Here is a 26,800-nt window from a genome sequence, read left to right as displayed (position 1 = left end):
AAATATTCCTATAAATATTTATAGAACATAAAGAGGATTAAAAAAATATGAAAAATGATACTGTTACTCCATTTGTAAAATGGGCGGGTGGAAAAAGGCAACTTTTACCAAAAATAAAAGAACTATTACCAGAAAGATTTGAAGCTTATTATGAGCCATTTGTTGGAGGTGGTGCTTTGTTATTTGAATTGAAAAAAGCTGGAGCAATCATTAATGACATAAATTTATCTCTAATAAATGCTTATACGCAAATAAGAGATAATATAGATTTATTTTTAGAATATATTGATAATTTAGATACAAAAATAATTGATGGTAATAAAGAATACTATTACTATATAAGAGATTTGTATAATAGCAAACTTTCCGAAAAAAATTTTGATACTGAGTTAGCAGCTATGTTTGTTTTTTTAAACAAACACTGTTTTAATGGATTATATAGGGTTAACTCAAAAGGATTATTCAATGTGCCATATAACAAAAGCATAAATCCATCAGTTAATAAAGATAATATTATTGAAATCTCAAAGTATTTGAAAAAATAACAATTATGAATGGTGATTTTGAAGATTGTTGTGTTACTGCTACAAAAGGGGATATTTTCTTTGATAGTCCATATGCACCATTAAATCCATCGTCATTTGATTCTTATACAAAGGAAGGTTTTGAAATTGACGAGCATATTAGATTGGCTGAATTATTTGATGAATTGACCGATAGGGGTTGCTTTTGTATGTTAACAAATCATAATACAGATTTAATCAACAGCTTGTACTCTAACAAGGGATATAAGCTAGAAGTTGTCAAAGTAAGAAGATTCATTAATTCTGATTCGAGAAATAGAAAAGGAGAAGAAATAATTATTTGTAACTATTAGTTGTTGGAGGTAAAATGAAAAGAGATTTTAATGTGTGGTTATCAAGCTTTAAAAGTAGTATATCAACATATGACTATTATGTCGATTTTAATAAGGTCTATGCTAATGTCGAAAATATTAAGATCGAACTAAATATATTAAATTCGCTTATTGGTTCTGATAATATTGAATATGAATTTAAAGAAATTGTAAGAAAATATCCTGAAACGCTCAAATGTATTCCTATATTACTAGCAGTAAGAAGTAATGAAATTAGCATACTGGATGATAACCAAGATAAGATATTTAATTTTTCCAAATTGAATTTACCAATTGAAGAATATATTGTTTTTATGAGAAAAACTGGATTGTTTAAATTGATTCAAGAGAAAAATATAAGCAATTTATTTGATTATGTTACAGGTGTAGAAACAGGTTTGGACTCTAATGCTCGAAAAAATCGTGGTGGACATTTGATGGAAAATCTTGTCGAAAGTTATATTAAGGAACTAAAATATTATAAGAATTTTGATTGTTTTAAAGAAATGTATATCAGTGAAGTATCAAATAATTGGAATATTGATTTATCATCAATATTAATTTTTTAAAAATATTTAGAAAAAGTGATATAGTGTAATATAAAAATGATAGTAGTGTTTACTTTATCTAAATCTGAAGTAAATACTACTATCATTTTTTATTACACTTAGCTTTATATCTCAACTGGATTAATTACAACACCTATAGAATCAAGGTATTTTTTTAGGTCATCAAGTGAAATTGTCACCATTTTATAGTTTACATTCGGATGAAAGTTAAGCAAATCCCCAGTCATTACATTTTTGTCCAAGAAAAATGTTACATCCTTTTCGTTATCATTTATCAGAGAAAATGGATTAACTGAGCCTGGCACTAATCCAAGCACCTTCATCAATCTTTCTGGTGATGCAAATGACAGTCTTGATGATCCAATTTTTTCCTTGATAAGCTTTAAATCGACTTCGGCATCATCCTTTGTTGTAATCAAATAGTATTTGTCACCTTTTGCATTTCTCAAAAAAAGATTTTTACAGTGAAGTCCTTCAGTCTTGTCCTTTATCTGGCTTAGTTGCTCTGCGGTATATAGTGGTTCATGTTCCAAAACACTGTATTCAATACCTAGCTCATCTAGTTTATCATATACTTTCTTTTCATTTTCTAATATTTCCATACTATTTTCCTCCCTATGCTACAAGAAATTGCTTCAAGCCTTTGCATATGTAAATTATATCACGTAATCCTTGAAAAATCTATTTTTTAAGATATTTAAAAATTAAAAATTACATATTTTAATTTAATTTTTATTTATAGTTACTTTTTAATCTCTAAAATAAAATAAGTTTTTGAAAAAATTTTGCGACTTTTATTAAATAATTACAATTGTCATAAGTGTAATAAATATAAAGCTATATGTTATGATATTATTGAAACCGATAGCTACATTATTTCATAAAGTATCACGTTTTTTTACAAAAAAAATACTCTTGTTTTATTTCTCAAAATACCTTATACTAAATAACGAAGATACAATATGTTGTATTGAAATTTAATTCAAGCCCCTATATATTGTATTGAGATTTAATTTTTTAAATAATTGAAGAAACTGCTGTAATGGTTATGTTTATCATATATTTTAAAATTTTTAGAGTGAATATTTTTTTGATTTTTGGATTATAATCCATGCTTTATATGTAATTATTTTTATTTATCACTTAAAAAATTGGGTATATATAGGATATATGATTAGATTTAAGATAAAGAAAGAGGAGATATTTATGCTTATTATAAAAAGAGATGGGACAGAGGTTCCTTTTGATCGTTCTAAGATAAGAATTGCGGTTGAAAAAGCTATGAAGAATGGGAGTGGTATTTACCACCCTGATATAGCTGAAGCGGTTGCCAGAGATTGCGAAAATCACTTTTTGAAAACTGACGAAAAACCTACCATTTACAAAATAGAGGGTATAGTTTACGATAGATTAATTCACTATAATCACAGTGAAACGGCTCGTGCGTATGAAGGCTACAGAGCAGTTCAGCAGTTTAAAAGACAGGTTAATACTACAGATGACTCTATTCTTGAATTAATGAGAAAGGCAAATGTAGATCTTATGGATGAAAATTCAAATAAGAACGCTGTCATTTGTTCTACTCAAAGAGATTTGATTGCTGGTGAGGTTTCAAAAGATATAGCCAGAAGAAAGCTGATACCTCCTCATATCGTACAGGCTCATGATGAAGGTGCTATACACTGGCATGATATGGATTATACCTTACAGCCTATATTCAATTGTTGTCTAATAAATATTGAAGATATGCTGGACAACGGAACTGTAATCAACGAGAAGATGGTTGAATCTCCAAAATCATTTTCAACTGCTTGTACAGTTACGACACAAATTATGGCACAGGTTGCCAGCAATCAGTACGGTGGGCAGAGTATCACAATCAAGCATTTAGCTCCTTATTTAAGAAAAACTAAGGATAAATTTTACAAGTTCTATATGGACAAATATTCAAATGAAGAGCTTGCTGAAGAAATTTCAGAGGATATGATGCTAAAGGATTTGAAAGATGGAGTTCAAACCATAAGATATCAGCTTTCAACTCTAATGACTACAAATGGACAAGCTCCTTTTGCCACAATTTATCTTGAAATAGATACAAACAGCGAATACGAAAAAGAAATGGCTCTAATCTGTGAAGAAATGATAAGACAGAGATTAGAAGGTATGAAAAATTACAGGGGACAAAATATTGGTGAAGCCTTTCCTAAGCTAGTTTACTTGCTTGATGAACATAATTGTTTAGAGGGTGGAAAATATGACTATATCACAAGATTATCAGCAGAATGTACTGCAAAGAGATTGGTACCTGATTACCAGAGCTCTAAAATAATGAAAAGAAACTACAAAGGTAATGCATTCCCTCCAATGGGCTGTAGATCTCACTTATCACCTTGGAAGGATGAAAATGATGAGTATAAATGGTATGGTAGATTTAATCAAGGCGTTGTATCTTTGAATCTTCCTCAGATTGCAATTTTATCTGAAGGTAAAATGGGACAGTTTTGGAATATTTTAGACCAGAGATTAGAGCTTTGTAGAGACGCTTTACTTTGTAGACACAAGATGCTTTTGGGAACATTGTCAGATGTATCTCCAATTCACTGGCAGCATGGTGCAATTGCAAGATTGGAAAAGGGTGAAACAATAGACAAGCTTCTTCGTGATGGCTATTCTACGTTGTCTTTAGGTTATGTCGGAATTTTCGAGATGGTGTATGCAATGCTTGGCGTGAGTCACACAGCTCCAGAGGGGCATAGATTTGCAATGGATGTTATGAAGCATATGAAAGACTCTTGCGATAGATGGAGAAATGATACTGGATTGGGATTCAGTCTTTATGGAACGCCAGCAGAATCATTAGTTTACAGATTTTGTAGAATGGACAAGGTGCGTTTTGGTGAAATAGAAGGAGTTACAGATAAGCTATACTACACAAATTCTTACCATGTAAATGTATGTGAAGAGATAGATGCTTTTGCAAAGCTAAAATTCGAAGCTCCATTCCATGATTTGTCTACAGGTGGTTGTATTTCTTATGTAGAGGTGCCCGATATGACGAAAAATATTGAAGCTGTCGAACAATTGATTAACTTCATTTATCACAATATTCAATATGCAGAAATCAATACAAAGCCAGATGTATGCTATAAATGTGGCTATACAGGAGAAATACAATTAGATGAAGGGCTTGAATGGTATTGTCCTTCTTGTGGAAACAGGGATAGAGATGAAATGCAAGTTATGAGACGTACTTGTGGATATATTGGTACCAATTTTTGGAACAAGGGACGTACTCAAGAAATAGGGGATAGAGTTCTTCATTTATAATATCCAGGGAGATGTAAAACATTATGAAATATAGTTTAATGAGAAAATTTGATGTTACAAATGGTCCTGGAATACGCAGTACGATTTTTGTATCTGGTTGTACCCATAGCTGCAAAGGCTGCTTCAATGAAGAGCTTCAAAGCTTCGATTATGGTACTGAATGGGATTTGAAGGCTGAAAAAGAATTTATCTCATTTGTGGAAAATCCAGTTGTTGTTGGTGTAAATATATTAGGTGGCGAACCTCTACAACAGACTATGGACGATTCTTTGGTCAATTTGCTAGAAAAGCTAAAAACAAAATTTCCAGATAAAAGTATCTGGTTATGGACTGGAGATACATTTGAAGATGCCATCTTAAATGAAAAAAAATTCGAGATTATCAAATATTGTGATGTCATAGTTGATGGCAAATTTGAATTGGAAAATAGGGATATAAAACTAAAATATAGAGGTTCGAATAATCAAAGAGTTATTGATGTATTAAAAAGCCTTGAAACTGGTACGACTATTACCTTTGACATTAACTAAATAAGTGATACTTTTACAAATTAAATATATATGATATAATACAATTGTCGGATGTGACAGACAATAAATATTTTAGTGAGGTTAATAATATGAAAGTAGATGCAGCTAATACGGCTTTAGAAGTATTGAGAGAAATAATATCAGAACAGACTGATCAACCAACATCTGTTAGAATGTACTTTGCAGGTGCTGCTTGTTCAGGACCATCCTTTGGTTTGGCTCTAGATGAAAAGAAACCAAGTGATGTTTCTTGTTCAGTTGAAGATATAGAATTTATTATGGATGCTCAAGAATATGAACAATTTGGTGATATGTTGATTCAGGACTTAGGTGGTGGATTTAGAGTTATTCCAGAAAAGCTTAAAGATATGCAGAGTGGTTGCGGAAGCTGTTCAGGCTGCCACTAATAGAGAAATAATATTAAAAATTAAAAAGTGTAGGGTGGATTTTAATCCATACTACACTTTTTTGAAATTGAGGTGTTATTATGAGAAGAAGAAAAAGAAAGGGCTCAGATGAAAAACTACTTTCATACGAAAATTATGTTGTAAATGGTAAATTAAATCAGGTTCCTCCAGATTCTAATACACAGATTTCCAATCGCACAAATTTTGACAATAGGGAAGTCGTAAATGACAGAGCATATGATAATATCGTAAATAATTACAGAGGGCAATGGAGTAGGATATTCGGAAATCATAATCCAATACATGTTGAAGTCGGAAGTGGAAGAGGTAAGTTTATCACTACATTGGCTTTAAAAAATCCTGATATTAACTATATTGCTTTGGAAATAAAAGAGGAGGTTTTGATACGTGGAGTAGAGAAAGTATCGGACAAAAATATTTCAAATATAAAATTCCTTTGGGGGGAAGCTGAATTTTTTGAACACTATTTCTCAGATAGTGAGCTCGACAGAATATATATAAATTTCTGCGATCCATGGCCTAAAAAGAGAAATTCTAAAAGAAGGCTGACTTCCGAAAAATTTTTGGAGCTGTATAGAAAAAAATTAAATTCAAAACCATCCTCTGGAATTCATTTTAAAACCGATAATCAAGAATTATTTGAATTTAGCTTGAATGAAATGAGCGAAAATAGATGGATATTTAGAAATATTTCCTTTAATCTTGTTAAAAGTGATTTTTCAAAGGAAAATGTGACAACTGAATATGAAGAAAAATTCATGGAATTAGGAATGCCTATATACAGGTTGGAGGCTTATACTTTATGATTGGATTCTTCAGCAAATTGGCAAATATTGATGTCCAGATGATTAATTTAAAAAACAGCCTTATATATACAGTCGTTTTAATTTTACTTCTGTTCTTTTTTGGTGTATTTTTCAGTGTAATTGAGCGTATCAATTCGAGAGCAATAAACAATGCTTTTGGTAGAACCGGATTGATAATTACCGGAATAATTGGCACTGTTGTACACGAATTTAGTCATATGTTGTTCTGCGTTATATTTGGTCATCAGATTGTAGATTTTTCGTTATTTAGACCAATAAAAAGCAAATACGATGGAATCATGGGATATGTCAATCACAGATGCAATATAAATAATCCATACCAAAGAATTGGAAATTTCTTTATTGGTATTTCACCTATAATATTTGGAACATTAACAATGATTATAAGTATGTGGATACTGATGCCATCAGAATTTGAAATCGTAAAGGCGACATTTAACAAAAACATGGTGTATATGTCTAATATAAACAATATCATTGATTCATTTAACATATATGTTAACCTTGTTTTTGCTATACTTTCAGTGCTGAATCCATTCAAAGCTAGCAATATAATCGCTTATATTGTGGTTGTTTATATTATTTATTCAATAACAACTCATATGGACTTGAGTGTCGAGGATTTGAGAAACAGTAAATCCGGATTTCTATTATTTTTTTTATTGGTGTTTTTGATAAACCTTATATTTTTAAATATGGGAAATATATTTATGATAGAATACCTAAAAATTGTAATAACGACAATTTCGTTTCTTACAGTATCTTTGTCATTTGCAATATTTACAATGGTAATATCACTAATGATAGAATTCTTTTTTTCCTAAAATTTACATTCTATTGTATTGGTTATAATGTTGGGCTGTATGATAAAATCGTTATCAGCCAAAGCTGTATTAATTAGTAAAGAGGGTGGATCTATTATTTAGATCGCCTTTTTTGATAACTGGATTATTGGTATTGAAAAAATAAATATATTTATTACTAAAATTAAAAATCGAGTTTTGAAGGTGTAACATATAACTATTCTTTAAATGTATATTTAAGGAATAGTTATATATGCTAATAATTATATATCTGTTGAGGATAAAAATAATTCATAAAGTCATCATAGTTTGCTTTACAATAAAAAGCACCTCATTGGGTGCTTTAATGCTTTTTTATTTTGTAAAATAAGAAATTCCAATTGCTCCTGGTCCGGCATGTGTACCTATTGTGCAGCCAATCTGTGTGACTGGAATATCATTTACATCAAAGTCGAAAATAGCTTCAGATTTTTGTTTAAGTGAATCTACTATTGACGAATCCTTTCCGGAATATGATAAAATTACACCTAGCTCTTCGTCAATTTCTCCTGATTCTTTAACAAGATCAATTAATAGAGAAATACCTTTTTTCCAGCCTCTAGATTTTGATACCATAACTACTTTACCATTCTCATCAAAGGATATAATCGGTTTGATCGATAATATTGAACCAGCCAATGCTGAAAGCTTAGAAAGGCGTCCACCCTTGTATAAATACTCAAGTGTATCCAACAAATAGAATATCTTAGCTTTTTTCTTTACTCTTTCAATTTCATTTACAAATTCCACTGGATCATTATATTTATCAACAATACTCAATGCATACTTAATAATCAGCTTTAAAGCACATGATGTTGTAAGGCTATCGATGACATGAATTTCCTCATCAAATTGATTTGAAGCCAATATAGCACTATTATATGTACCAGAAATTACAGACGACAATGTAATAGCTACTGGTATGTCTCCATTTGAAAGAATTTCTTTAAACGCTTCTTCATATAGGTATGGCGTTACTTGACTAGTTTTTGGTAAGCTTTCATATTCACCAAGTTTGTCGTAAAATTCATCATAGCTCAAATCAACACCATCTCTAAACATATCTTCCTCAAACGAGACTGTAAGAGGTAGACAATAAACTCCCATTTTTTTTGATTCCTCCTGAGTGATTTCAGAAGAAGAATCTACTACTAATTTTATACCCATTTTTCCCTCCAGACCATAGTTAGCTTTATTTTTAATTTAATTATATTATAAAATAGTATTTAGCTTAAATAATATTTTCATTATTTTACAGTAATCTAAATTGTCTATCATCTCTGTATAATAGCATATTATAATTTTGATATTACCTTTTCTAGATACTCAATAGCTTCTTTTTTTGTTGCCCAATCAGTACAAAATCTAACGGCATCATAATTGTCATCAATTTTTGCCTCATAATTAAAATTTATACCACTTGATTTTATATAACTTTGCTGTTTTTTGCTAAGTATTGGAAATTGCTGATTAGTAAAAGAATTTGCTATAAAATCGATATTTTTATCTTCAAATGCTCGCTTTATCCTCATTGCAAAAATGTACGCATCCCTACATTTGTCAATATATGTATTATTCGTAAAAAGGACATCAAACTGTATACCTAAAAGTCTTCCTTTGGCGATTATTGCTCCATTGTGCTTTGTGATATTTCTAAAGTCCTTGTTATATTTTTTGTTGGAAAAACAAACTGCTTCTCCGAACAATGCTCCACATTTCGTTCCTCCAATATAGAAAATATCACAATATTTTGCAAGATCCTCCAGCTCTATATCATTTTCTTCAGCTGCCAATGCATAAGCAAGCCTTGCACCATCAAGATAAAGTGGCATTTCGTACTCGTCACATATCTCCTTTAATTGAATTAGTTCGTCTTTAGTATATAAAGCTCCACGCTCTGTCGGATGTGATATATAGACCGCTCCAGGTTGAACAGTATGCCAATCATCTTTTTTAAAATAATCCTCAAGATAATTTTTTAGTGTTTGAGGAGATAATTTAGATTCTTCATCTAATTGCTGAGCTAATTCAATATTATCTTCATTCATATAATCAGTATTATATAATGCTAAAACCTTATGTCCACGCCCTTCAATAGCACCTACTTCATGAACGTTTATATGTCCCAGGATTGTTGATACTACCCCTTGATGAGGTCTAAGAATAGCATCGAGAACAGTCATATTAGCCTGAGTACCACCGACAAGATAATGCACATCTAAATAATCCGCATTGCAGCTCTCTTTGATTTTATGCGAAGCTATTTCGCAGTAATCGTCAAGACGATATCCCGGTATCTGCTCATAATTAGTATTGACTATCTTTTCTAGAATTTCCGGAATACATCCTTCTAAATAATCATTTTCGAACCTAATCATAAATATCCCTCCTTTAAAATATTCTTATAATGATGTAATAACGATTTTTTATATACTATATAATATAGTTCTTTGTACTAAATGTCAACATATAAATATTATGAGCCTTTAAATAATCATATAATATATTTGGGTGTAACTGTTGTAAATCAATTCACTTACTCTATATATTTATAGAAAATGATAATAAAAGTATGTATGCATTAATTTAAAAAAAATGGATTAAATATTTATTTGAATACCTAACCCATTTTTAATAATAAAATATTATTTAATTATTTGATTTACAATAGAATCAGGAATATACCTTTGTCCACCAACTACTGTTATCTTTCTAATATTTGAATTTGCTACATAATCAACTACATATTTAGATGCCTTTTCAGATGGTGTTAATAGTATTGGAGATGCATATTTACCTGCAACAGGACCAATTACAAGAGCATCTGAGAATACTTCTCCACTTGCTAAAAATGCTGTACTTGATGTTTTAAATTTTGATTTTGCAATCTCTACAGAGGTTTGATATCTATCAATTCCACCTATTCTTTCCAAAGCTCCTGGAAGATTTGATGCATTCTGTTCAGATATTGTATTTTTTCCTCCAACAACATATGTATTCTTTATATCTAAGTCAGATATAGAACGTTTGATACGAGATGGAATATTTTCTTTAGTTACCAATAATATTGGATATCCCTTCTGTGCCGCAAATGAGCTTATTGAAAGAGCATCTGGGAATACTTCTCCGCTTGCTACTACAGCCTTGTTCAATTTACCAGTTATGCCTACTACTCTCCTAGCGACCATATCAGATGTTCCATACCTATCTTCCCCTGAAATTCTTTCAACATTTTTGTCAATATCTAACTCTTTAAGTTCATTTCTGACTTTTTCAGAAACTGAATGAGGTCCTCCAACTATAATAATTTCCTCAGCATCTAATCTTCTTATTTCGTTTTTTACTTTTTGATCCAAAGCATTTGTTTCAGTTAGAAGTATTGGAGCATTTAATTGCTTAGAAAGGACTGCTGCTGTCATAGAATCGGGGAACAAATCACTTCTGACAACTATTACAGTTTTCGATTTGTCGTAATATTTTTCAGATATTTTCACTGCTGTTTCTACTCTATCCGCTCCACTTACTCTATCTTTATCTTTATCTGGTGTTGGCATCGGATTGCTCCCCCCACCACCAGTTGAATTTTTCTCCCAAATGGCATATACAGTTAGATTATCAGAGACTATAGTATCTCCATCAAATTTTGTATTTGCTATATTTGAAGTATTCGCAGCTTTATCTGTACTCCACCCAATAAATTTATATCCACTTCTAGTAGGGCTTGATGGAATACTTTGATTGACAAGTGTATCACCATTAATAGATTGTTCCTTATCAACTTCTACTTCAGATATTTTGTAGTCAGGAGCATTTTCATCTCCATAGTTTTTAACAAATGTAACCACAGGATTAATTACATAACCTATATTAAGAGTTCCATTACTAGGAGTGTTGATATCCTTTGATGATCTTAGTTCGAAAAAGCTAACTCTTCCTGCATTTGCCACTGCTAATCCTTTGACAGAGCCTATTGCTTTTAATTTCTGGCTACCTGCTATATCAGCAATGCTTTTAGCAACTGAATCTTTTATAGTTACAACAGATTTATAACTATCTTCTTTTGATTTTCCAGTTAACGCCATAATCTCATCACTCGAAAGAAATCTCAATGTCATATTTTCTATTATTTCTTCGGCTATGGTATTGTCACCAGTAGGAACAACTTTATTCTCAGGAATTTTTTCATTGCTACCATCTCTTAAAATAGTTCTTATGGTAAATTTTTTCTTTCCAGTTGTTTTAAATCCGAAAGTAGTGCTTGGATTTGTATTACTCACAAGTGTATTAAAAGCATTCATACCATTTCCAAAATCCGTTCCGTCAGCAGGGCTAATAATGTTCATAGAATTACCTTGCTCGTCCAATACATATAATGGTCGCCATGGATAACTCTTAAAATCCATATAAAGAATATCGGGAACATTCATCTTTTCATCCAACTCAATAGTTAAATCTACAAAAGTATACTCTTCTTGATAGCTCATATCTTCTCTTGCTTTCTTGCTAAACTCTGTATTTTTCAAATTGCTATAATTGTAAGAAAGTACAGGAGCATATCCACCAGGATTTTTATATGTTACCATATGTATATTGTCTGCCATTTCAAACTCTGCTCTCAAAATAATTTCGTGAACTGAATTATTATCATCTGCAGCCTTGTAACGATCAATTATTGATATATTATTATCAATATTCTCTGAAGACACGTTTTTAGTATGTGGTAAAATATCTTCATTGTTAGTATCACTGTTAATATCAATTTTTTTGCCATCAATTTTTATATTACCAACACCACTTAAAAGAGCTAGTCCAAATGCAATATTTGAATCAGGCAAAGCTGTTTTAGGCGCATTTAAACTAAAATAAACGGCATAAATTTTGGAATTTGTATCAATACCATTTGGAAATGCTTTTGATACTGTATCTTCTGGAGAAAACAATCTTGCACCATCGGCAATTTCTCCATTTCCTACAGGCTCCTTGTCTGACCATCCCAAAAAAGTTTTTGCAAGACCTCTAAGTAGCCCTCCATTCATAATAGGTGTACCAAGTTTATCAGAGCCACTCGACACATTGATAGTATCATCTCTAAGTGTTCTTGATTCATTTGTCCACTGACCTACTCTTGTTATAGTACCACTATAATTTCCTTCCGCTTTAACATTGTTAATAGGTACAGTAGAGACAAATATTATTGCTACAAGTAGCAGCGAAATAAATTTTTTAATACTTTTCATTTTTTATCTCCTTTAAAATAATATATATATAACTATAGAGATATCTAGAAAATAAGCTCTATAAAATTATACCAATTTATATGATTTGATTATCTTATTTTTTTTTTTTTGAATATTTATACATTATAACATGTTTTTGTTATATTACAATAGAAATAATGTAAATTTAATGTAAATTTTTTTAATAAAAAATAGGAATAAATTTAGAAAAATTTTGATGTTATTTTGTTGAAAAATCGTTATTAAGCAAAGATAATAAATCAATTGAAAAATTAGCTATGAAATAAATATGAATATAAAAATAATATATTATAAAAAGTACATAAAATGAATGTTAAATATCAACTTGAAATTTTAAATTATTAATAAGGCTTATTGGTTTAAAGGTAATGCTTATATTAAATTATATACATAAAAATATCCTATTTTTTATCACAAAATAGGATATTTTTAATAGTATAAGCTTTAATACTAAAAATACTGAATAATATTATTTAATATTTTTTATGACTATGCTGCCAATTCTTTATCGACTACAGGTGTCAAATCCGATACTAATTCTATTGAATCATTAAACTTATACATAATATTTATAACTTGTCCACTAACAACAACAGCTGTAATAGAATATATTATCTTACTAGCAGGTAGATACGATAAAGCTAATACTAGAACTATCACATCAGTTATTAAATATACTTTACCAATACTTACATTTGATATTTTTGATAATATAAGTGCTACTATATCATCTCCACCGGCTGCACCACCGGCATTAATAATAATTCCACAACCAGCTCCTACGCAAACACCACCTAGTATAGCCGCAATAATATTGTTGTCTACTGTAACTAAGAAACCAAATTTTTCGAAAATACCATAAACAATTGAAAATACAACTGTTGAGAAAATCGTATAACCAAAGAATTTTTTTCCGAAAAATCTAAATCCCAATAGGATTAAAAACCCATCTATAAAAACATTTGATAACGAAACATCTACGTTAAACACATTTTTAAATATTAACAATAAACCCAGAACTCCACCTTCTGTTATTCCATTTTGATAATAAAAATTGTAAATACCAAACGATAATATTAAAGTTCCAACAACTATTTGTAATAGCTTTTTAATCATACACCGTTTGTCCATAAAAATTACCTTCCTTTTCTTTGCGATTTGGTACACCGTCAATCACCAAATCATTTATTCTGGAGCGCCCTTGTTTTATAAACTATTTAATTGTTAAGCTTAACTGATATAGCTATTATACATAAAAAAAAACCAATTTTCAACAGTGTTTTCCTGTTTTAAAATTGGCATTTTTTTAGATAAGTTTTTAACATCATTTTTAAGGTTTTTTTGTATCGCGAAATAAATTTTGAATATTTGGCTTAATATCAATGAATTTTTAATTATAAAAAAACTTAAAATTTATTAATATAATATATTTTCTTAGTATAAATGAACTCATGTTTTTAAAATTTTTTTATTTGTTTAGTTTTACTAAACACTAGTACCGTATCTTTAGCATATTGTTTTCCTAAAATGAATTCTACTTATGCTGCAGAAATATTATCTAACTACACAAACATCAATCCAGCCTTTAAAGCTTTGAGAGAATTTTTCAAGCTCTTCGCAATTTAATTCGATAGCTGAATTCGAGCTACCGGCGGCTGGAAATACAGAGTCGAATCTTTTCATGGAATTGTCAAGATATACATCTACACCATCTTTGATTGCAAACGGACAAACTCCACCTACTTTATGTCCGACCAGCTTCTCAACCTCCTCCATTGTTAGCATCTTTGCCTTGCAAGAGAATTGTGCTTTATATGATTTATTGTCTATTTTTGTATCGCCTGCAGTAACTATTAGAATTGGACCCTCTGGAGTCATAAAGCTAAGAGTTTTCGCTATCCTAGCTTCTTCAGTCCCTACAGCTCTTGCCGCCAACTCCACAGTAGCACTACTAGTTTCGAATTCAATTACATCATTTTCTTTGTTATATTGTTTAAAATATGCTCTTACATTTGCTATACTCATAATACACCTCAGCACTTTCTTTTATATTTGTTTGAATAAGCATTATTTATTTTTATAATACATTTTATTTATATCTTCCAGTGAGCTTCCGGCTCTAAATTTATGCTGATAGACCTGCATATACCACATATTCAATAATATTCCTATAAAGCTCAGCTTTCCGTGGTTAAATCTACCATACCCCTTATAATATTTTCTTGATGAAGTAATAATTCTATCATCCAGTTTTGTTACAGCTTCGAATTTATTGGCTCTAATCGAAATATCATAGTCCTCCATTATTGGAATTTCAGCAAATCCATTTAATTTGATAAATAATTCTCTTGAAAAAAACATACCTTGATCCCCAAATACTATTTTTCTATGATTTACCCTGAAATTTGACATAAAGCCACATATTTTCATCAGTAGTCTAGTATCGTCAAATACGACTGTCAGACATCCAAAGCTAACTCCATTCTCATAAGCATTGATTATAGATGATATACAGTTTTTTTCAATTTTACTGTCGCAATGAAGGAAAAACACAATATCTCCAGAAGAGTGCTTGAATCCTTCGTTCATTTGAAATGACCTTCCCTTTGGCGATTTAATATAACTGAATCCATTTGCTTCAATTATTTTTTTTGCATTACCATCATCTGAAGCATCGGAAAAAATCACTTCGTAAATATTATCGACTTTAAGTAGAATGTCTATTAATTTACTTACATTACTACCCTCATTATAGATTGGAACGATAATACTAACCTTTTTCATACTTTCTCCATTCTATTTTTATCACTTGCCTATATGTCATTTAAACCACAAATATCGATTACCTGATCTAAAAAGCTATAATCTAGGTATTGCTTTAATTTGTTATATGTAAATTCATTCAATATTGCTTTATCCTCTGAATTGTACTCGACCCACGCCATGGCACACCATGTGATGCCTCTCAAGCAGTTCAAAATAATGTATTTACTTACTTTTTCTTTTAGCATTTCAAATTCATTATTTTTTTTAACAATATTATCAGCTTCTATATTTAAATAATGTTTATCAGCATCGTTTTTCAAATCGTGATTTCTATTATCCACAATAGGCTCTGTACCATATTTTCCATATAACTCGTAATATAATAAATAGTCTCTTAAAAAAATATCTATTTCCTTTTTATTCAAAATAACATCAGTTTTCCAGAATGTCGTCGTCGGTGCCAAAAAATGGCCTAGATCCTGCTCTTTTTCGCCCAATATAGGCTTTTCCCAATCGACTAAAAAACATGAAGCTCCGTCAACTAAGAAGTTTGAGGAATTTAATTCGGTGTTTATCATACATTTGCTGTCAGAATTAATCGTTTTATCAAAAACATCCGTTTTTTTAGAGCTATTGCCGATATGCTCAATTTCATTTTTTTCTAATAGCTCACATTTTTTAAATAGCTTGGATATTCTCTTATCAATATTCACATCAAAAAATTCGCTATTTCTGTATTTACCATACATAGCTCTACATTCATCAATCATTGATGAAATTAAATTAAATGGCTTTACTAGATGGTTATTTTCGGGAATTTTCTCAGAATGTATTTTTGCAAGAACATTTGCAGCAAGCTTCATATCCGTGGAATATGACATCTGAACTCCATTTACAAATTCCATAACTAGATAATCCTTTTGTAATAGCGTTTTTGTGTCATCAAAGAAAATTGGCACTGGTGTTACACCAGTGTTTTTAAGTAGCTCAAGTGAACGATATTCATATTCTATCTGTTTTTTGAAATTCATTTGACTTCCATAATTAATTCTTAATACGGCATCTTCAAAAACTTGAGAAGAATTGTTGTATATAAAAATAACGGATATCTTAAAATTATAATTGTATTCGCCATTTGCAAGCTCACAAACATTTACTCTAAATTTATCAAAACCAAGGGGAATATTTTTCCCCTTGGCAAGCTTTTCGACAAAATTACGATTATTTATTGACTTTTCTATGTTTTCTTTTGTTAAAATATCAGACATATTACCCCCTAGTACCCAATTGATTTTAGATATTTGATGGTATTTCTGCAATTTTCCATATCATAGTATAAGGATATAATCGAGAAAATATCTTCTTCTTCATCTATATCAAGAATTTTGCTATTAATGGCTACTATCAAATCATTTTCATAAATTTTTTTCAATGTACCTCCAAAAACTCCTAAGGAATCTACATTACCTTCTATATCAAAAATATCTGAGCAAAAATAATTCATCCCTATCAAGCAATATCCATCATCAAATGTAGGTGTAATTACAATATCAGATTTTTCAAGCAATTTGAAGGAGTCATTGATATGCTTAGAATTTATTGATGGTATATCAGCACCTATCAAAATCACACTTTCGTATCCCAGTGAAAATATATCCGAAAACGCATTTGCCATTCTCTTCCAAATATCATCACCTCTTTGAATTAAATATTCATATTTTTCATTAAATATATTCTTTAATTCAGATGAAGTTCCATTTGGCGTATGAAAAATAAATATATCTGCATCTACGTCAGATAGAGTTAAATCTATATCCATCAGCATCGACTTGTGTAAATCTGCACATTTATCCTTCGAAATATACTTTTCAAGTCTGGTTTTAGTATGTCCTGGTATTGGAAGTCTTGTAAATAAAATAAAAGCTCGTTTCACTTTTCCTACTTCTCTGGACTTAGATTACTTAAATCTATGTATTCTTCATAATCATTATTTTCGCCATCAGAATTATAGTCAGAAGCATAATCATCGTAGTCAATGCTTTTATCCATATCCTTTTCCTCTATTATTTCATCTACATAACTACGAAGCTCTTCCAATTCTTTAACATCAAGATCCTCGATATCGACTTCCAAATCATTTCCAAAGTGATTACTTATAAATGATTTTACCTCTTCTTCATTGTCTTTTACCAACTTATACCCAATTGCAATAGCAGCAGCACCAGCAATAGCGCCTATTAAAAATTTTTTCATAGCTAACCTCCTCTGGTATGTACACAAATTTTACTGACTAAAAGTTTCACAACGTATACCTATACATTTATTATACCAAACTATTAAAGTTTTTTACAGTGAAAGATTATATCACTCCACATTCATGTAAAAACTCCGTAGGTTTTTCAAACATATATTGCAAATGGCTCATCCCTTCAACAATCTTTATCTCTCCGGATTTCAATTCCTTAACTTCTGGTAAATTTGCTTTTGATTTATCTTTCTCACCAAAAATAAATTTAATTTCCGTATCATCTCTGTATAATTCAGAGGGGAGTCTGTACCTGTAGCATGAAAATGCTAATTCTTTCAATGTTTTGTCATCCATCGTATTATAAACCTTTAAGCAATATTCCTTGTCAAAGCTATCGAAATATCTATATTTATCAAAATGCTTAAATGCATTAATCCCATTCTTTCTAAAGTCCTTTGCTGTTCTCTTCATCTCGAAATATAAAATCATACCATGCAGCTTGCTTTCCTTTAGTGCCGGTGAATCTAGCACTGCCTTGTCGATGCTTAAGGATACATCCTTTAATATCTCAAAAGCAACAGATGATCCAAATGAAGATCCCAACAGAAAATGAATATGGCTTATATTGTTTTCTTTGAGCCATTCTATAATTCTCTCACCTTGTTTTCTAGCTGAAACAAAGTCTGTTTTTGGGTATGAAAGTCCATCTAAATTTGGTACGATTATATAATATTTTTTTTCTAGAATTGGCAATATTGACCTATAACTAGTTACCCCAGGATAAAAAATACCATGAATAAGTAATGCAACGGGATTCTTAGAATCACCGTAAGTATCAATCTTCATATATAGCCTCCATTTTTTTGTTTTTCTACAAAATAATATACAACTATAGCCATTAATTGTCAATTCAAGCTACGATAATGGTTGTAGATTTTTTTTTCTTGCAAAAATCCAAAAATTTATTCCAATGATTTTTTTTCGAAACGTGACTCATTGACTATAAAAATACTACTTCCTGTAGAAATAAGAAAAATAAACTTTATAAACTCATTTGAATTAATAAATGTATTATCTTTCTTTCCAAGAACTATATATTCTATCGATTCGTCAAGAACCGTCTTAATATGTCCACCCTTGTCAATTATATTTTTTTTGATAATATCGACATTTGATTTGTTTGTTCCATCCAGATACAGATAAAAGTTATTTGTATTATCATATGTCTGGCTTGAAAGACTTTCATCAAATACTCTATGAGGATTGTATCCCAGATTATATGAATTCATTACATCTTCAAAGGAAATTACCTTTATCCTGTTATGCTTCAAAATAGATGAATAAATAAGGTATAATTCATCGTATTTTTGTGAATTTGAGTGATATATCTTGTCGACTTCGATATCAATTTCGATTTCATCACTTATTTCAGAGTCAGTATTTTTTTCTGTATGCTCAAATACATTTCGGTATATTTGAGTAAAAGAATCTATCAAATCTATATCTATGTTGAAATTTGAAATAAAAAAACCAGTGTTATCATCAATTGTATCACTTATATTGCCACCACAATACTCGACAATATCTTTAATTTTTTTTCTATCCCTATCAGTCATTAAATTTGACACAAATATATTTTCTTCATATAAAATATCTTCAAGATTTCCAACTGATTCAAGAAATTTCTTTATTCTACTCCAATTCATACCATTGAATTTTTTGATTCTCTTTCTATTCATATTATTCCTCTGCGACGCAATCATGGAATTAATTTTATTATCAAAGCCTTCTCTAAATACCCCCTCCGAGTCATCATTTATAATTTTTTTCAGCTTTTCATAACACAGATATGTTCTGTAGGCATCAGATCTTGCTCTATGGATAATTTTGTTGTCAATGCCAAACTTAGTGCATAAATTTACAAGTGAATATTCAACATTGTCAATAATCAATGCTAATTCAAATGTGTCGACAAATGAACAGACAAAATCAATACCAAGAACTCTATTATATGCATTATTGAGCAAATGAATATCGTTTGCCATTCCATGTCCTACAATAATATTATTTTGAATAAAGCTGTTGAATTTTTTTATCACAATCGATTCTGGTGTCGCATTATCAATCATTTTGTTGTCAATTCCTGTAAGCTTTTCAATAAATGAATCAATGTAGAAAATTTTTCTATTTTTTTTTATAGAAAAAGAGCTCACTTTCCTTGTATCGCCAACATATCTAAAATCAGGTGGCTTTATCAGGTGACTAAACTCGTCGACTATTTCATTGTTATCAATTTTTATCGCAGACAATTCAATTATATAGTTAAATTTTGAATTTCCTGTTGCCTCCAAATCTATTACCACATACTTATTTGGTAAATATGTAGAAAATTTACTAGGACCAACTATGAATGACATATTTAAAAATATCCTCCTTAAGCTAAGATACTACTAATATTATAACATTTTTCTTCTATAATTCGACTAAATTTTATATACCTTTAGATTATCTGCATAAATAATATATTTATAAACGTTCTTAAAGTATTTGTTTTACGATCTGTCTTATAAGATATTTCTCGCTGGTAAATATTTTCTTTTATACAGTATTTAATGAATTAAATTTAATATTTTTGTTAATTCATATAGAATTATGGTATTATATATAATATGTTAGCAGAAAATATTCATATTATTTTTATGGGAGAATTGTTATGTTGAATAAGATAAAAAAAATGGTATCATCAATAAAAATATTTATAAACTTTTTCAATGTGCCAGATATGTACACAAGAAGTGCGGAAACAGCATTTTACTTAACTATTTCTGTGTTTCCATCACTTATATTCTTAATTGCTTCCATGGCTTATATCCCAGATATAAATGTTGTGGCATCCGGAAAATTTTTATTGCAAATTATTCCAGATGACGCATATATGATTATAAATAGCTTGATTGAATCTGCAGTAAAAAACAGAAGCTTTACCTTGGTAATTTTTTCTTTTGTTTTGGCAACATGGACATTTTCAAAGGCAGTAAAAGCTGTAGTTAAAGGTCAAAACATTGCATATGGATTTGCAGAGCTAAGAGGCTTAATAAAGCTAAATATTCTGTGCATATTGTTCGCCATTGGTTTCTTCCTGTTGACGTTATTGAGTATTTTTCTATTGGTATACGGTAAAAAAATCGGATTTTTGATTGAAAAGCTTATCAGTGACTATTTTCTGTTGAAGCTTATCTTTAACGTGGTTAGATTTTTAATTCCAGTGACATATATGATTTATATTTTTACGAGCCTTTTTACACTTGGACCTAGTGTCAGAATGAAGGCTAAGCAGGGCTTACCTGGAGCTTGCATTACTACTATACTTTGGATAGTATTTTCTGCTTTGTATTCATTCTATGCAAATAATTTCAGTGGAATAAATCAAATTTATGGAAGCCTTTCGACGATGATAGTTTTGATGACTTGGATTTATCTATGTAGCATGGCAATAACCATCGGTTATAAAATCAATTCGATTATTTTTATAATACAAAAGAAAAATTCACTTCAGGAGGCTTTTAAAAGCAGCTCGCATACTCCATTTTAATGAGTAGTATACGAGCTGTTTTCTATTTAATAATATTAACTAATCTACCGCGTTGATTTCTCTCAAGAAATACTCTTCTATTTCTGATACTTTCTTAATTGACTTGTCATCCATTGAATCCTTTGTTCCTATGTATACTTTTATTTTTGGTTCGGTACCTGATGGTCTCAATGCAACCCATGAACCATCCTCTAAAATATACTTTAACACATTTGATTTTGTAAAGCCTTCAACTCCTTTTTCAAAGTCCAATAATTCAACAATTTTTTTGTTGGATATTTCCTTCAAATTTGAATTTCTTAAATGTGTCATTATTCTAGAGATCTTTTCTCCACCTTCTTTTCCCTCTAACATTATAGAAATAGTTTTTTCTCTGTAATAGCCATATTTTTGATAAAGAGATATTAAAGCCTCATATAAGGATAGTCCCTTGCTTCTATAATAAAGTGCCATTTCTGAGATTAATAATGCTGCAACGACACCGTCTTTATCTCTACACTGTGTACCAACAAGATATCCATAGCTTTCTTCATATCCCATGATAAATGATTTTGAATTGTCTTTTTCGTACTGAGTGATTTTTTCACCCATAAACTTAAAACCTGTCAAAATACTTACAACATCAACATCAAAATATTTTGCGATATCTGCTCCAAACTCGGATGTAACCACTGTTTTTATCATGCAAGCATTTTTTGGTAATCTATTTTTCTCTTTAAGACCTGAAATAATATATTCTGTCAGCAGACCGCCAATTTGGTTTCCCGTAAGCAATTCTATATCTCCAGCAGAATTTTTCACTGCCACACCTACTCTATCACAATCAGGATCAGTTGCTATCAAAATATCAGCATCTTTTTCTTTCAACAATTCAATACCTCTAGCTAGTGCGATACTTTCCTCAGGGTTTGGAGTTTTTATGCCAGCAAAGCTTGGATCAGGCATTTCTTCTTCTGGAACTACAAAAACATTTTCAAATCCACAATCCTTAAGAACTCTCAGTACGGGAACTCTACCAGTACCGCAAAGAGGTGTATATATCACTTTAAAATCACTTGAAAATTGTTTGATCACATCATTTCTTATTATATTGGCTTTAACTGCTTCTATAAATCTATTATCTATTTCTGAATCCAATAATACCATAAGGTCTGCATATTTTTTCTCTTCGTATTTTGGAATTTCAGAAAAATCATTTATATTATCGATTTCATTCAAAATTGCCTTTGCTACATCTGGCATAACCTGAGCACCATTTTCACCGTAAACCTTGTATCCATTATATTTCGGTGGATTATGACTAGCGGTAATAACGATTCCACCTACACAATTTAAATCTCTTACAGAAAATGACAGCATCGGAGTCGTTCTCAAATCATCGAAATAATAAACCTTCAAGCCTGCAGCTGCTATTGCTTGAGCAGCGACCATGCAAAATTCTCTTGACATATTCCTGTTGTCATAAGCGATTACTATACCTCTACTCTTTGCATCAGAATATTTTTTTAAAAAATACTTTGCCAACCCATAGGATGCCTTTTTGACCACATATTCATTCATTCTATTGGTACCAGCCTCAACTATTCCTCTTAATCCTGCTGTACCAAACTCTAATTCTCTATAAAATCTGTCTTCTATTTCCTTATCATTGCCTTTGATAGATAATAGCTCCTGTTTTGTTTTTTCGTCAAAATATGGAGAGCTTAGCCACTCATTATATTTTTCCATGTAACCCATAAAATCACCACCTATTAATTATTGATTAATTAAATCAATTATAGCATATCTTTTTAATTATATGTAAAAATATTTATAAAAAATAATATGTAAATGTTCGCTGGTTCAAATAAAAAACTCTTACAAGTAGTCTTATAAAACTACTTGCAAGAGCATATCTCTATACAAGCTTTACATACTGCCTGCATCTCTATTGTCAGTATCTCAGTCGTTTTTCCATATCTATAAACTACGAATTTATCCATAGTGTTTGATTGCTTTTCCTCAGGATAAATTTCTAACAAATGGTAAAAAGGTGTTTTTCTGTCTAAAAAATATGTAAACTCATCAGCTGGAAAATATAATATAATATCGACTGTTCTTTCATGCTCCTTAACTGATTCAAGTATATTTGCAACTATTTTGGAAAAAGCCTTCACAGAAAACGTATTATAAAAATAAAACACATTTTCAAAGCTTGAAATTGCATATTTCTCAGCACTTGAATTTACAAAAAAAATCTTTTTCGCCTTCTCTGTATATTTTTCTTTGTAGCTAGCTAGATTTTCTAAACATTTTTTATGATATTCTGCTTGTACCTCTACTCCAGTACATCCAGCATCAAAAAAATAATTTACTAAGAACGAAAACCTACCTTTTTTAGAGTCAAAATCCACAAAATGAGGATTTTCAAGTGGAGTATATTTTTTAAACAATTTTATAATAGAATTATAGGGAGTTGGTTCATAGGACATTTCAAATGAACCATTTCCACTATACTCAAATTTTGAAGTATCTATTCCTAATAAGTTTTCAAAGTAAGATTCATTCATAATAATGCCTCTTTCCTATAATTATCAAGTGTATTTCTAATAATTACTAATTAATAAGTAGCAATATATTTTATTTATTCTAAAGTAGCTTCTGTCTTATTAGATATATTGTGGACATAATAACTACCAACATCGTAAGTATTACAACCCACCAAAATCCCATAGGTGATTTTTCAAAGGGAATTCCACCTACATTCATACCCCAAAGACCCGAAATAATGGTTGGCACTGCCATGATAATAGTGACAATTGTCAAATATGTCATAACATTATTCTGATTATTACTTATGATTGCACTAAATGCATCCATAATTCTACTCAATATATCTCCATAAATCTTTGACATTTGTAAGGCTTGTTTGTTTTCGATGATTACATCTTCCAATAAATCCTGATCTTCCAGATATTGCTTCACGATATTTTGCTTCAGAAGTCTGTCCAATGTCGCCTCATTTGCAGTAAGTGAGGTCGAAAAATATACCAGAGATTTTTCAAGCTGCAACAGCTGAAGCAATTCCTTATTTTTCATAGATTTATAGATTTCTTGCTCTATGTCATTAGTAGTTTTGTTGATTCTTCGCAAATACAGCAAGTAATAATTTGCGTTTCTGTATAATACCTGAAGGATAAACCTAGTTCTCATAAAGGTGTAAAAATCTTTGACGTGTCCCACTATAAAATCATTCATTATTCTCGTTTGCTTTGAGCATATCGTTATTATACTGTCTTTTGCAAGTATAATTCCAAGTGGAATAGTTATATAGTTTGAAGTTCTGGAGTCGGACATATCAAAAGGTATATCAATCAATATTAATGTGTAGTCATCGTCATATTCTATACGAGAGCTCTCCTCATCATCCAACGCAGCAGTAATTACATCTCTGTCCAATTCTAAAAGCGCACATATTTCGTCTATTTCATTAGAAGTGGGTTCGGTAAGATTTATCCAACAACTCCGTTCGTATTCGTTTAACTTTTCAAGTTTTAAGTTTATTGATTTGTAGTATCTTATCATCTTACCCCTCCTTCCAATTATCTATACGTCTATATTTTCTACCTCACCTTGATCAACAGCCATTCTGGTCTCTCTACCTACAAAATAAACAGTGACATCTTCCTCTACATCCAATATATACAGAGGCTCCACATCTTCCTTGATTACCTCGTATTTCAATGGCTCTATATCAAAATCTGAAATAAGTAAATGATCGCTGATAAAGTCAAGATTTCTTATTTCATATACAAGTTGCTGTGTATTTTCATAGTTGATATTAGCTAGGGATTTAAACATTTCAAACGACTTTCTGAAATAAAAGGCTGCCAAGAAATATTCACATCTCTTATTACCTTTATCAGATCCCATTTTTAAGTATTTTTCTGCATTGTCATATTCATAGTTTCTCAACAATAGCTGGGCAAGATTGTACATTGATTCCGTACAATTTAGCTTTATTGCTTTTTCATAATACTCAATTGCTTTTTTTGTATCGTTGAAAAAATTGTCATACATAACTCCTATAGTATTTAAGGCGTATATATTTTCCAACTTGGCAGGATCTGTTAAGTATTTTAAGGATTCCTCGTATGCTCCAATCGTAAACAGAAGTTTTCCAACGTGCATTTTCGCAATATCGTGACCATATTCAGACGCTATTTTGTAATACCTTAATGCTCCTTTTTCATTTCCAAGCTTTTCATAAATTGTCCCAAGCTTGAAGCAAGATTCAATATCTCCATTATCCGCAGCTTTTTTATACCAAGTAGTCATGTTTTCAATATCATTCTTTTTTTCGTACATATTTGCCAGCTTTATTTGACTGGTGATGTTACTCGGCATCATTTTATAATAATGAATTGCCAAATCATAGTCCTTTAGAACTCTACACAAATCCCCCATATTCTCAGAGGAATTATAACATCCATCATCAATGGCTTGCTTAAAATATATTCCTGCCTCTTTTAAATTGTTGTCTTCAAAATATATTCCTGCGAGATTATTCTTTGCTTCTTTTATACCATCATCTGCTGCTTGCCTATAGTAAACTCTGGCATTGTCTGTATCATTATTTCTATTGTATAAATTCGCCAATCTATATTTAGAAAGTGTGTGATTTTTAGCAATTGCCAATTCATAATAATGAATTGCATCAGACTCCTTTTTCATCTTGTCAAGTAAATAAGCTAATCTGTACTGTGCTATTGGGCTTCCAGCATCAGCGGCAACCGTATATGTTTTTTCGGCCTCCAAATAGTTTTCAGACAGCTCATATAGCAATCCCAAATTTATGCAAGCATTTATATTTTTCTTTTTTATCAATTTTTTAAACAGTTCAATAGATCTGTTAAAGTTGCCATCTTCCATTTCTATAACAGCCATATTATAGGTTGCATCCTCATCATTGAGCTCAACACCTTTTTCATACATTATCTTAGATTGTTCTTCGTTTCCAAGCTCACTATACAATAGACCGAGGTTGAAGAACGATTTAGCAAAGCCTTCATCTGCTGCCGAAGCCAACATTTGTTCAGCCATATCATAATCTTCCAATATATAATAAATTACACCCATATTGTTTTTTGCTGATAATATTCCCTTTTCAGCAGCTTTTTCATACCAATATAAAGACGTATCATATATTTCATTGTTATAATACATATTTCCTAAATTAAAAGCTGCATAGTCGATTCCACTGTTAAACGCAGACTTATACCAGTTTTCTGCATTTTCAAGCTCGCCTTCGCTATCATATAATTGTCCAAGTATTAGTTGGGCCCTATCATATCCAGCTTCCGCAGCATCTATGAATTTTTCAACAGCCAGTTCAGACTTACCAATTTTTTCATAAAAATTCCCCTTTAGATAATCCATTTTGGGATTCTGCGGCATATGAGTCACCTCCTATTTTAATCTTTGCATAGCATTCCTTATATCATTATATATTATTTAAAAACTTATGTAAAGTGCGTAA

The 26,800-nt window shown here is 30.6% G+C and carries 23 protein-coding genes and 1 pseudogene; 8 read left to right on the top strand and 16 right to left on the bottom strand.

Annotation, left to right across the window (positions count from 1 at the left end):
* The first annotated feature begins 47 nt into the window (after positions 1 to 47).
* Both BM120_RS11390 and BM120_RS04305 read left to right on the top strand, forming a co-directional pair.
* Positions 48 to 877: pseudogene (locus tag BM120_RS11390) on the top strand (DNA adenine methylase).
* A 14-nt stretch (positions 878 to 891) separates the two neighbouring features.
* Entirely contained in the window at positions 892 to 1,464 is a 573-nt protein-coding gene (locus BM120_RS04305; RefSeq protein WP_091993566.1) for a DpnII family type II restriction endonuclease, read from the top strand.
* Between the two features lie 104 nt (positions 1,465 to 1,568).
* On the opposite strand, the gene BM120_RS04300 is transcribed toward BM120_RS04305, so the two are convergent.
* On the bottom strand, positions 1,569 to 2,066 hold the full coding sequence (locus tag BM120_RS04300) for a prolyl-tRNA synthetase associated domain-containing protein (RefSeq protein ID WP_091993565.1): 498 nt from the start codon (positions 2,064 to 2,066) through the stop codon (positions 1,569 to 1,571).
* Positions 2,067 to 2,670: 604 nt separating this feature from the next.
* Between BM120_RS04300 and nrdD the strand changes: the two genes are divergently transcribed.
* The 5 genes from nrdD to BM120_RS04275 all read left to right on the top strand — a co-directional run bounded on the left by nrdD (position 2,671) and on the right by BM120_RS04275 (position 7,400).
* Positions 2,671 to 4,791, top strand: a complete 2,121-nt coding sequence (nrdD, locus tag BM120_RS04295; protein WP_091993563.1) for an anaerobic ribonucleoside-triphosphate reductase — start codon at positions 2,671 to 2,673, stop codon at positions 4,789 to 4,791.
* A gap of 23 nt (positions 4,792 to 4,814) precedes the next feature.
* Positions 4,815 to 5,321, top strand: coding sequence for an anaerobic ribonucleoside-triphosphate reductase activating protein (gene nrdG, locus BM120_RS04290; RefSeq protein WP_091993561.1), 507 nt, complete (start codon positions 4,815 to 4,817; stop codon positions 5,319 to 5,321).
* A gap of 89 nt (positions 5,322 to 5,410) precedes the next feature.
* On the top strand, positions 5,411 to 5,728 hold the full coding sequence (locus BM120_RS04285; RefSeq protein WP_091993560.1) for an iron-sulfur cluster assembly accessory protein: 318 nt from the start codon (positions 5,411 to 5,413) through the stop codon (positions 5,726 to 5,728).
* Positions 5,729 to 5,808: 80 nt separating this feature from the next.
* Complete coding sequence (gene trmB / locus BM120_RS04280) at positions 5,809 to 6,555, top strand: tRNA (guanosine(46)-N7)-methyltransferase TrmB (RefSeq protein ID WP_091993558.1); 747 nt, start codon at positions 5,809 to 5,811, stop codon at positions 6,553 to 6,555.
* The gene (locus BM120_RS04275) at positions 6,552 to 7,400 is read left to right on the top strand and encodes a hypothetical protein (protein WP_242941559.1); all 849 of its coding nucleotides are present in this window, start codon (positions 6,552 to 6,554) and stop codon (positions 7,398 to 7,400) included. The genes trmB and BM120_RS04275 overlap by 4 nt, the downstream gene beginning before the upstream one ends.
* Before the next feature lie 333 nt (positions 7,401 to 7,733).
* Here BM120_RS04275 and BM120_RS04270 read toward each other — a convergent pair whose 3' ends face one another.
* The 11 genes from BM120_RS04270 to BM120_RS04220 form a co-directional block, all read right to left on the bottom strand.
* On the bottom strand, positions 7,734 to 8,585 hold the full coding sequence (locus BM120_RS04270; RefSeq protein ID WP_091993557.1) for a DegV family protein: 852 nt from the start codon (positions 8,583 to 8,585) through the stop codon (positions 7,734 to 7,736).
* 128 nt (positions 8,586 to 8,713) lie between these two features.
* Positions 8,714 to 9,796, bottom strand: coding sequence for a threonine aldolase family protein (locus BM120_RS04265; protein WP_091993555.1), 1,083 nt, complete (start codon positions 9,794 to 9,796; stop codon positions 8,714 to 8,716).
* A gap of 267 nt (positions 9,797 to 10,063) precedes the next feature.
* Positions 10,064 to 12,655 (bottom strand): cell wall-binding repeat-containing protein, encoded by a 2,592-nt coding sequence (locus BM120_RS04260; RefSeq protein ID WP_091993554.1) that lies wholly within the window; start codon positions 12,653 to 12,655, stop codon positions 10,064 to 10,066.
* Positions 12,656 to 13,165: 510 nt separating this feature from the next.
* Positions 13,166 to 13,807 carry a YitT family protein gene (locus tag BM120_RS04255; protein ID WP_091993552.1) on the bottom strand — a complete coding sequence of 214 codons (642 nt, stop codon included), beginning with the start codon at positions 13,805 to 13,807 and terminating at the stop codon, positions 13,166 to 13,168.
* Between the two features lie 423 nt (positions 13,808 to 14,230).
* Complete coding sequence (locus BM120_RS04250; protein ID WP_091993551.1) at positions 14,231 to 14,701, bottom strand: YbaK/EbsC family protein; 471 nt, start codon at positions 14,699 to 14,701, stop codon at positions 14,231 to 14,233.
* Between the two features lie 42 nt (positions 14,702 to 14,743).
* Positions 14,744 to 15,460: a TIGR04283 family arsenosugar biosynthesis glycosyltransferase gene (locus BM120_RS04245; RefSeq protein ID WP_091993549.1), complete on the bottom strand. Its 717-nt coding sequence runs from the start codon at positions 15,458 to 15,460 to the stop codon at positions 14,744 to 14,746.
* Between the two features lie 29 nt (positions 15,461 to 15,489).
* Positions 15,490 to 16,710, bottom strand: a complete 1,221-nt coding sequence (locus BM120_RS04240; RefSeq protein WP_091993547.1) for a protein kinase family protein — start codon at positions 16,708 to 16,710, stop codon at positions 15,490 to 15,492.
* Positions 16,711 to 16,718: 8 nt separating this feature from the next.
* Positions 16,719 to 17,375 (bottom strand): TIGR04282 family arsenosugar biosynthesis glycosyltransferase, encoded by a 657-nt coding sequence (locus BM120_RS04235; protein WP_091993546.1) that lies wholly within the window; start codon positions 17,373 to 17,375, stop codon positions 16,719 to 16,721.
* Positions 17,376 to 17,380: 5 nt separating this feature from the next.
* A complete protein-coding gene (locus BM120_RS04230) occupies positions 17,381 to 17,695 on the bottom strand; it encodes a hypothetical protein (RefSeq protein ID WP_091993544.1) in 315 nt (104 codons plus the stop codon).
* A 106-nt stretch (positions 17,696 to 17,801) separates the two neighbouring features.
* Positions 17,802 to 18,536, bottom strand: coding sequence for an alpha/beta fold hydrolase (locus tag BM120_RS04225; protein ID WP_091993543.1), 735 nt, complete (start codon positions 18,534 to 18,536; stop codon positions 17,802 to 17,804).
* A 116-nt stretch (positions 18,537 to 18,652) separates the two neighbouring features.
* Positions 18,653 to 20,107 (bottom strand): 3'-5' exonuclease, encoded by a 1,455-nt coding sequence (locus tag BM120_RS04220; protein WP_091993541.1) that lies wholly within the window; start codon positions 20,105 to 20,107, stop codon positions 18,653 to 18,655.
* 296 nt (positions 20,108 to 20,403) lie between these two features.
* Here BM120_RS04220 and BM120_RS04215 point away from each other — a divergent pair, with 296 nt between their 5' ends.
* Positions 20,404 to 21,282, top strand: a complete 879-nt coding sequence (locus BM120_RS04215; RefSeq protein ID WP_091993539.1) for a YihY/virulence factor BrkB family protein — start codon at positions 20,404 to 20,406, stop codon at positions 21,280 to 21,282.
* Between the two features lie 39 nt (positions 21,283 to 21,321).
* On the opposite strand, the gene BM120_RS04210 is transcribed toward BM120_RS04215, so the two are convergent.
* From BM120_RS04210 to BM120_RS04195, 4 genes are all read right to left on the bottom strand, one after another.
* Entirely contained in the window at positions 21,322 to 23,019 is a 1,698-nt protein-coding gene (locus tag BM120_RS04210) for a phospho-sugar mutase (protein WP_091993537.1), read from the bottom strand.
* A 140-nt stretch (positions 23,020 to 23,159) separates the two neighbouring features.
* Positions 23,160 to 23,831, bottom strand: a complete 672-nt coding sequence (locus BM120_RS04205) for a hypothetical protein (RefSeq protein ID WP_091993536.1) — start codon at positions 23,829 to 23,831, stop codon at positions 23,160 to 23,162.
* 79 nt (positions 23,832 to 23,910) lie between these two features.
* A complete protein-coding gene (locus BM120_RS04200; RefSeq protein ID WP_091993534.1) occupies positions 23,911 to 24,846 on the bottom strand; it encodes a magnesium transporter CorA family protein in 936 nt (311 codons plus the stop codon).
* A gap of 21 nt (positions 24,847 to 24,867) precedes the next feature.
* The gene (locus BM120_RS04195) at positions 24,868 to 26,718 is read right to left on the bottom strand and encodes a tetratricopeptide repeat protein (RefSeq protein ID WP_091993533.1); all 1,851 of its coding nucleotides are present in this window, start codon (positions 26,716 to 26,718) and stop codon (positions 24,868 to 24,870) included.
* Between the last annotated feature and the right edge of the window lie 82 nt (positions 26,719 to 26,800).

It is taken from the genome of Peptostreptococcus sp. D1, from assembly GCF_900112955.1.
Taxonomy (GTDB): domain Bacteria; phylum Bacillota; class Clostridia; order Peptostreptococcales; family Peptostreptococcaceae; genus Peptostreptococcus.
The sequence above is the reverse complement of the archived record's forward strand: the minus strand, read 5'-3'. Positions and strand labels throughout refer to the sequence as shown.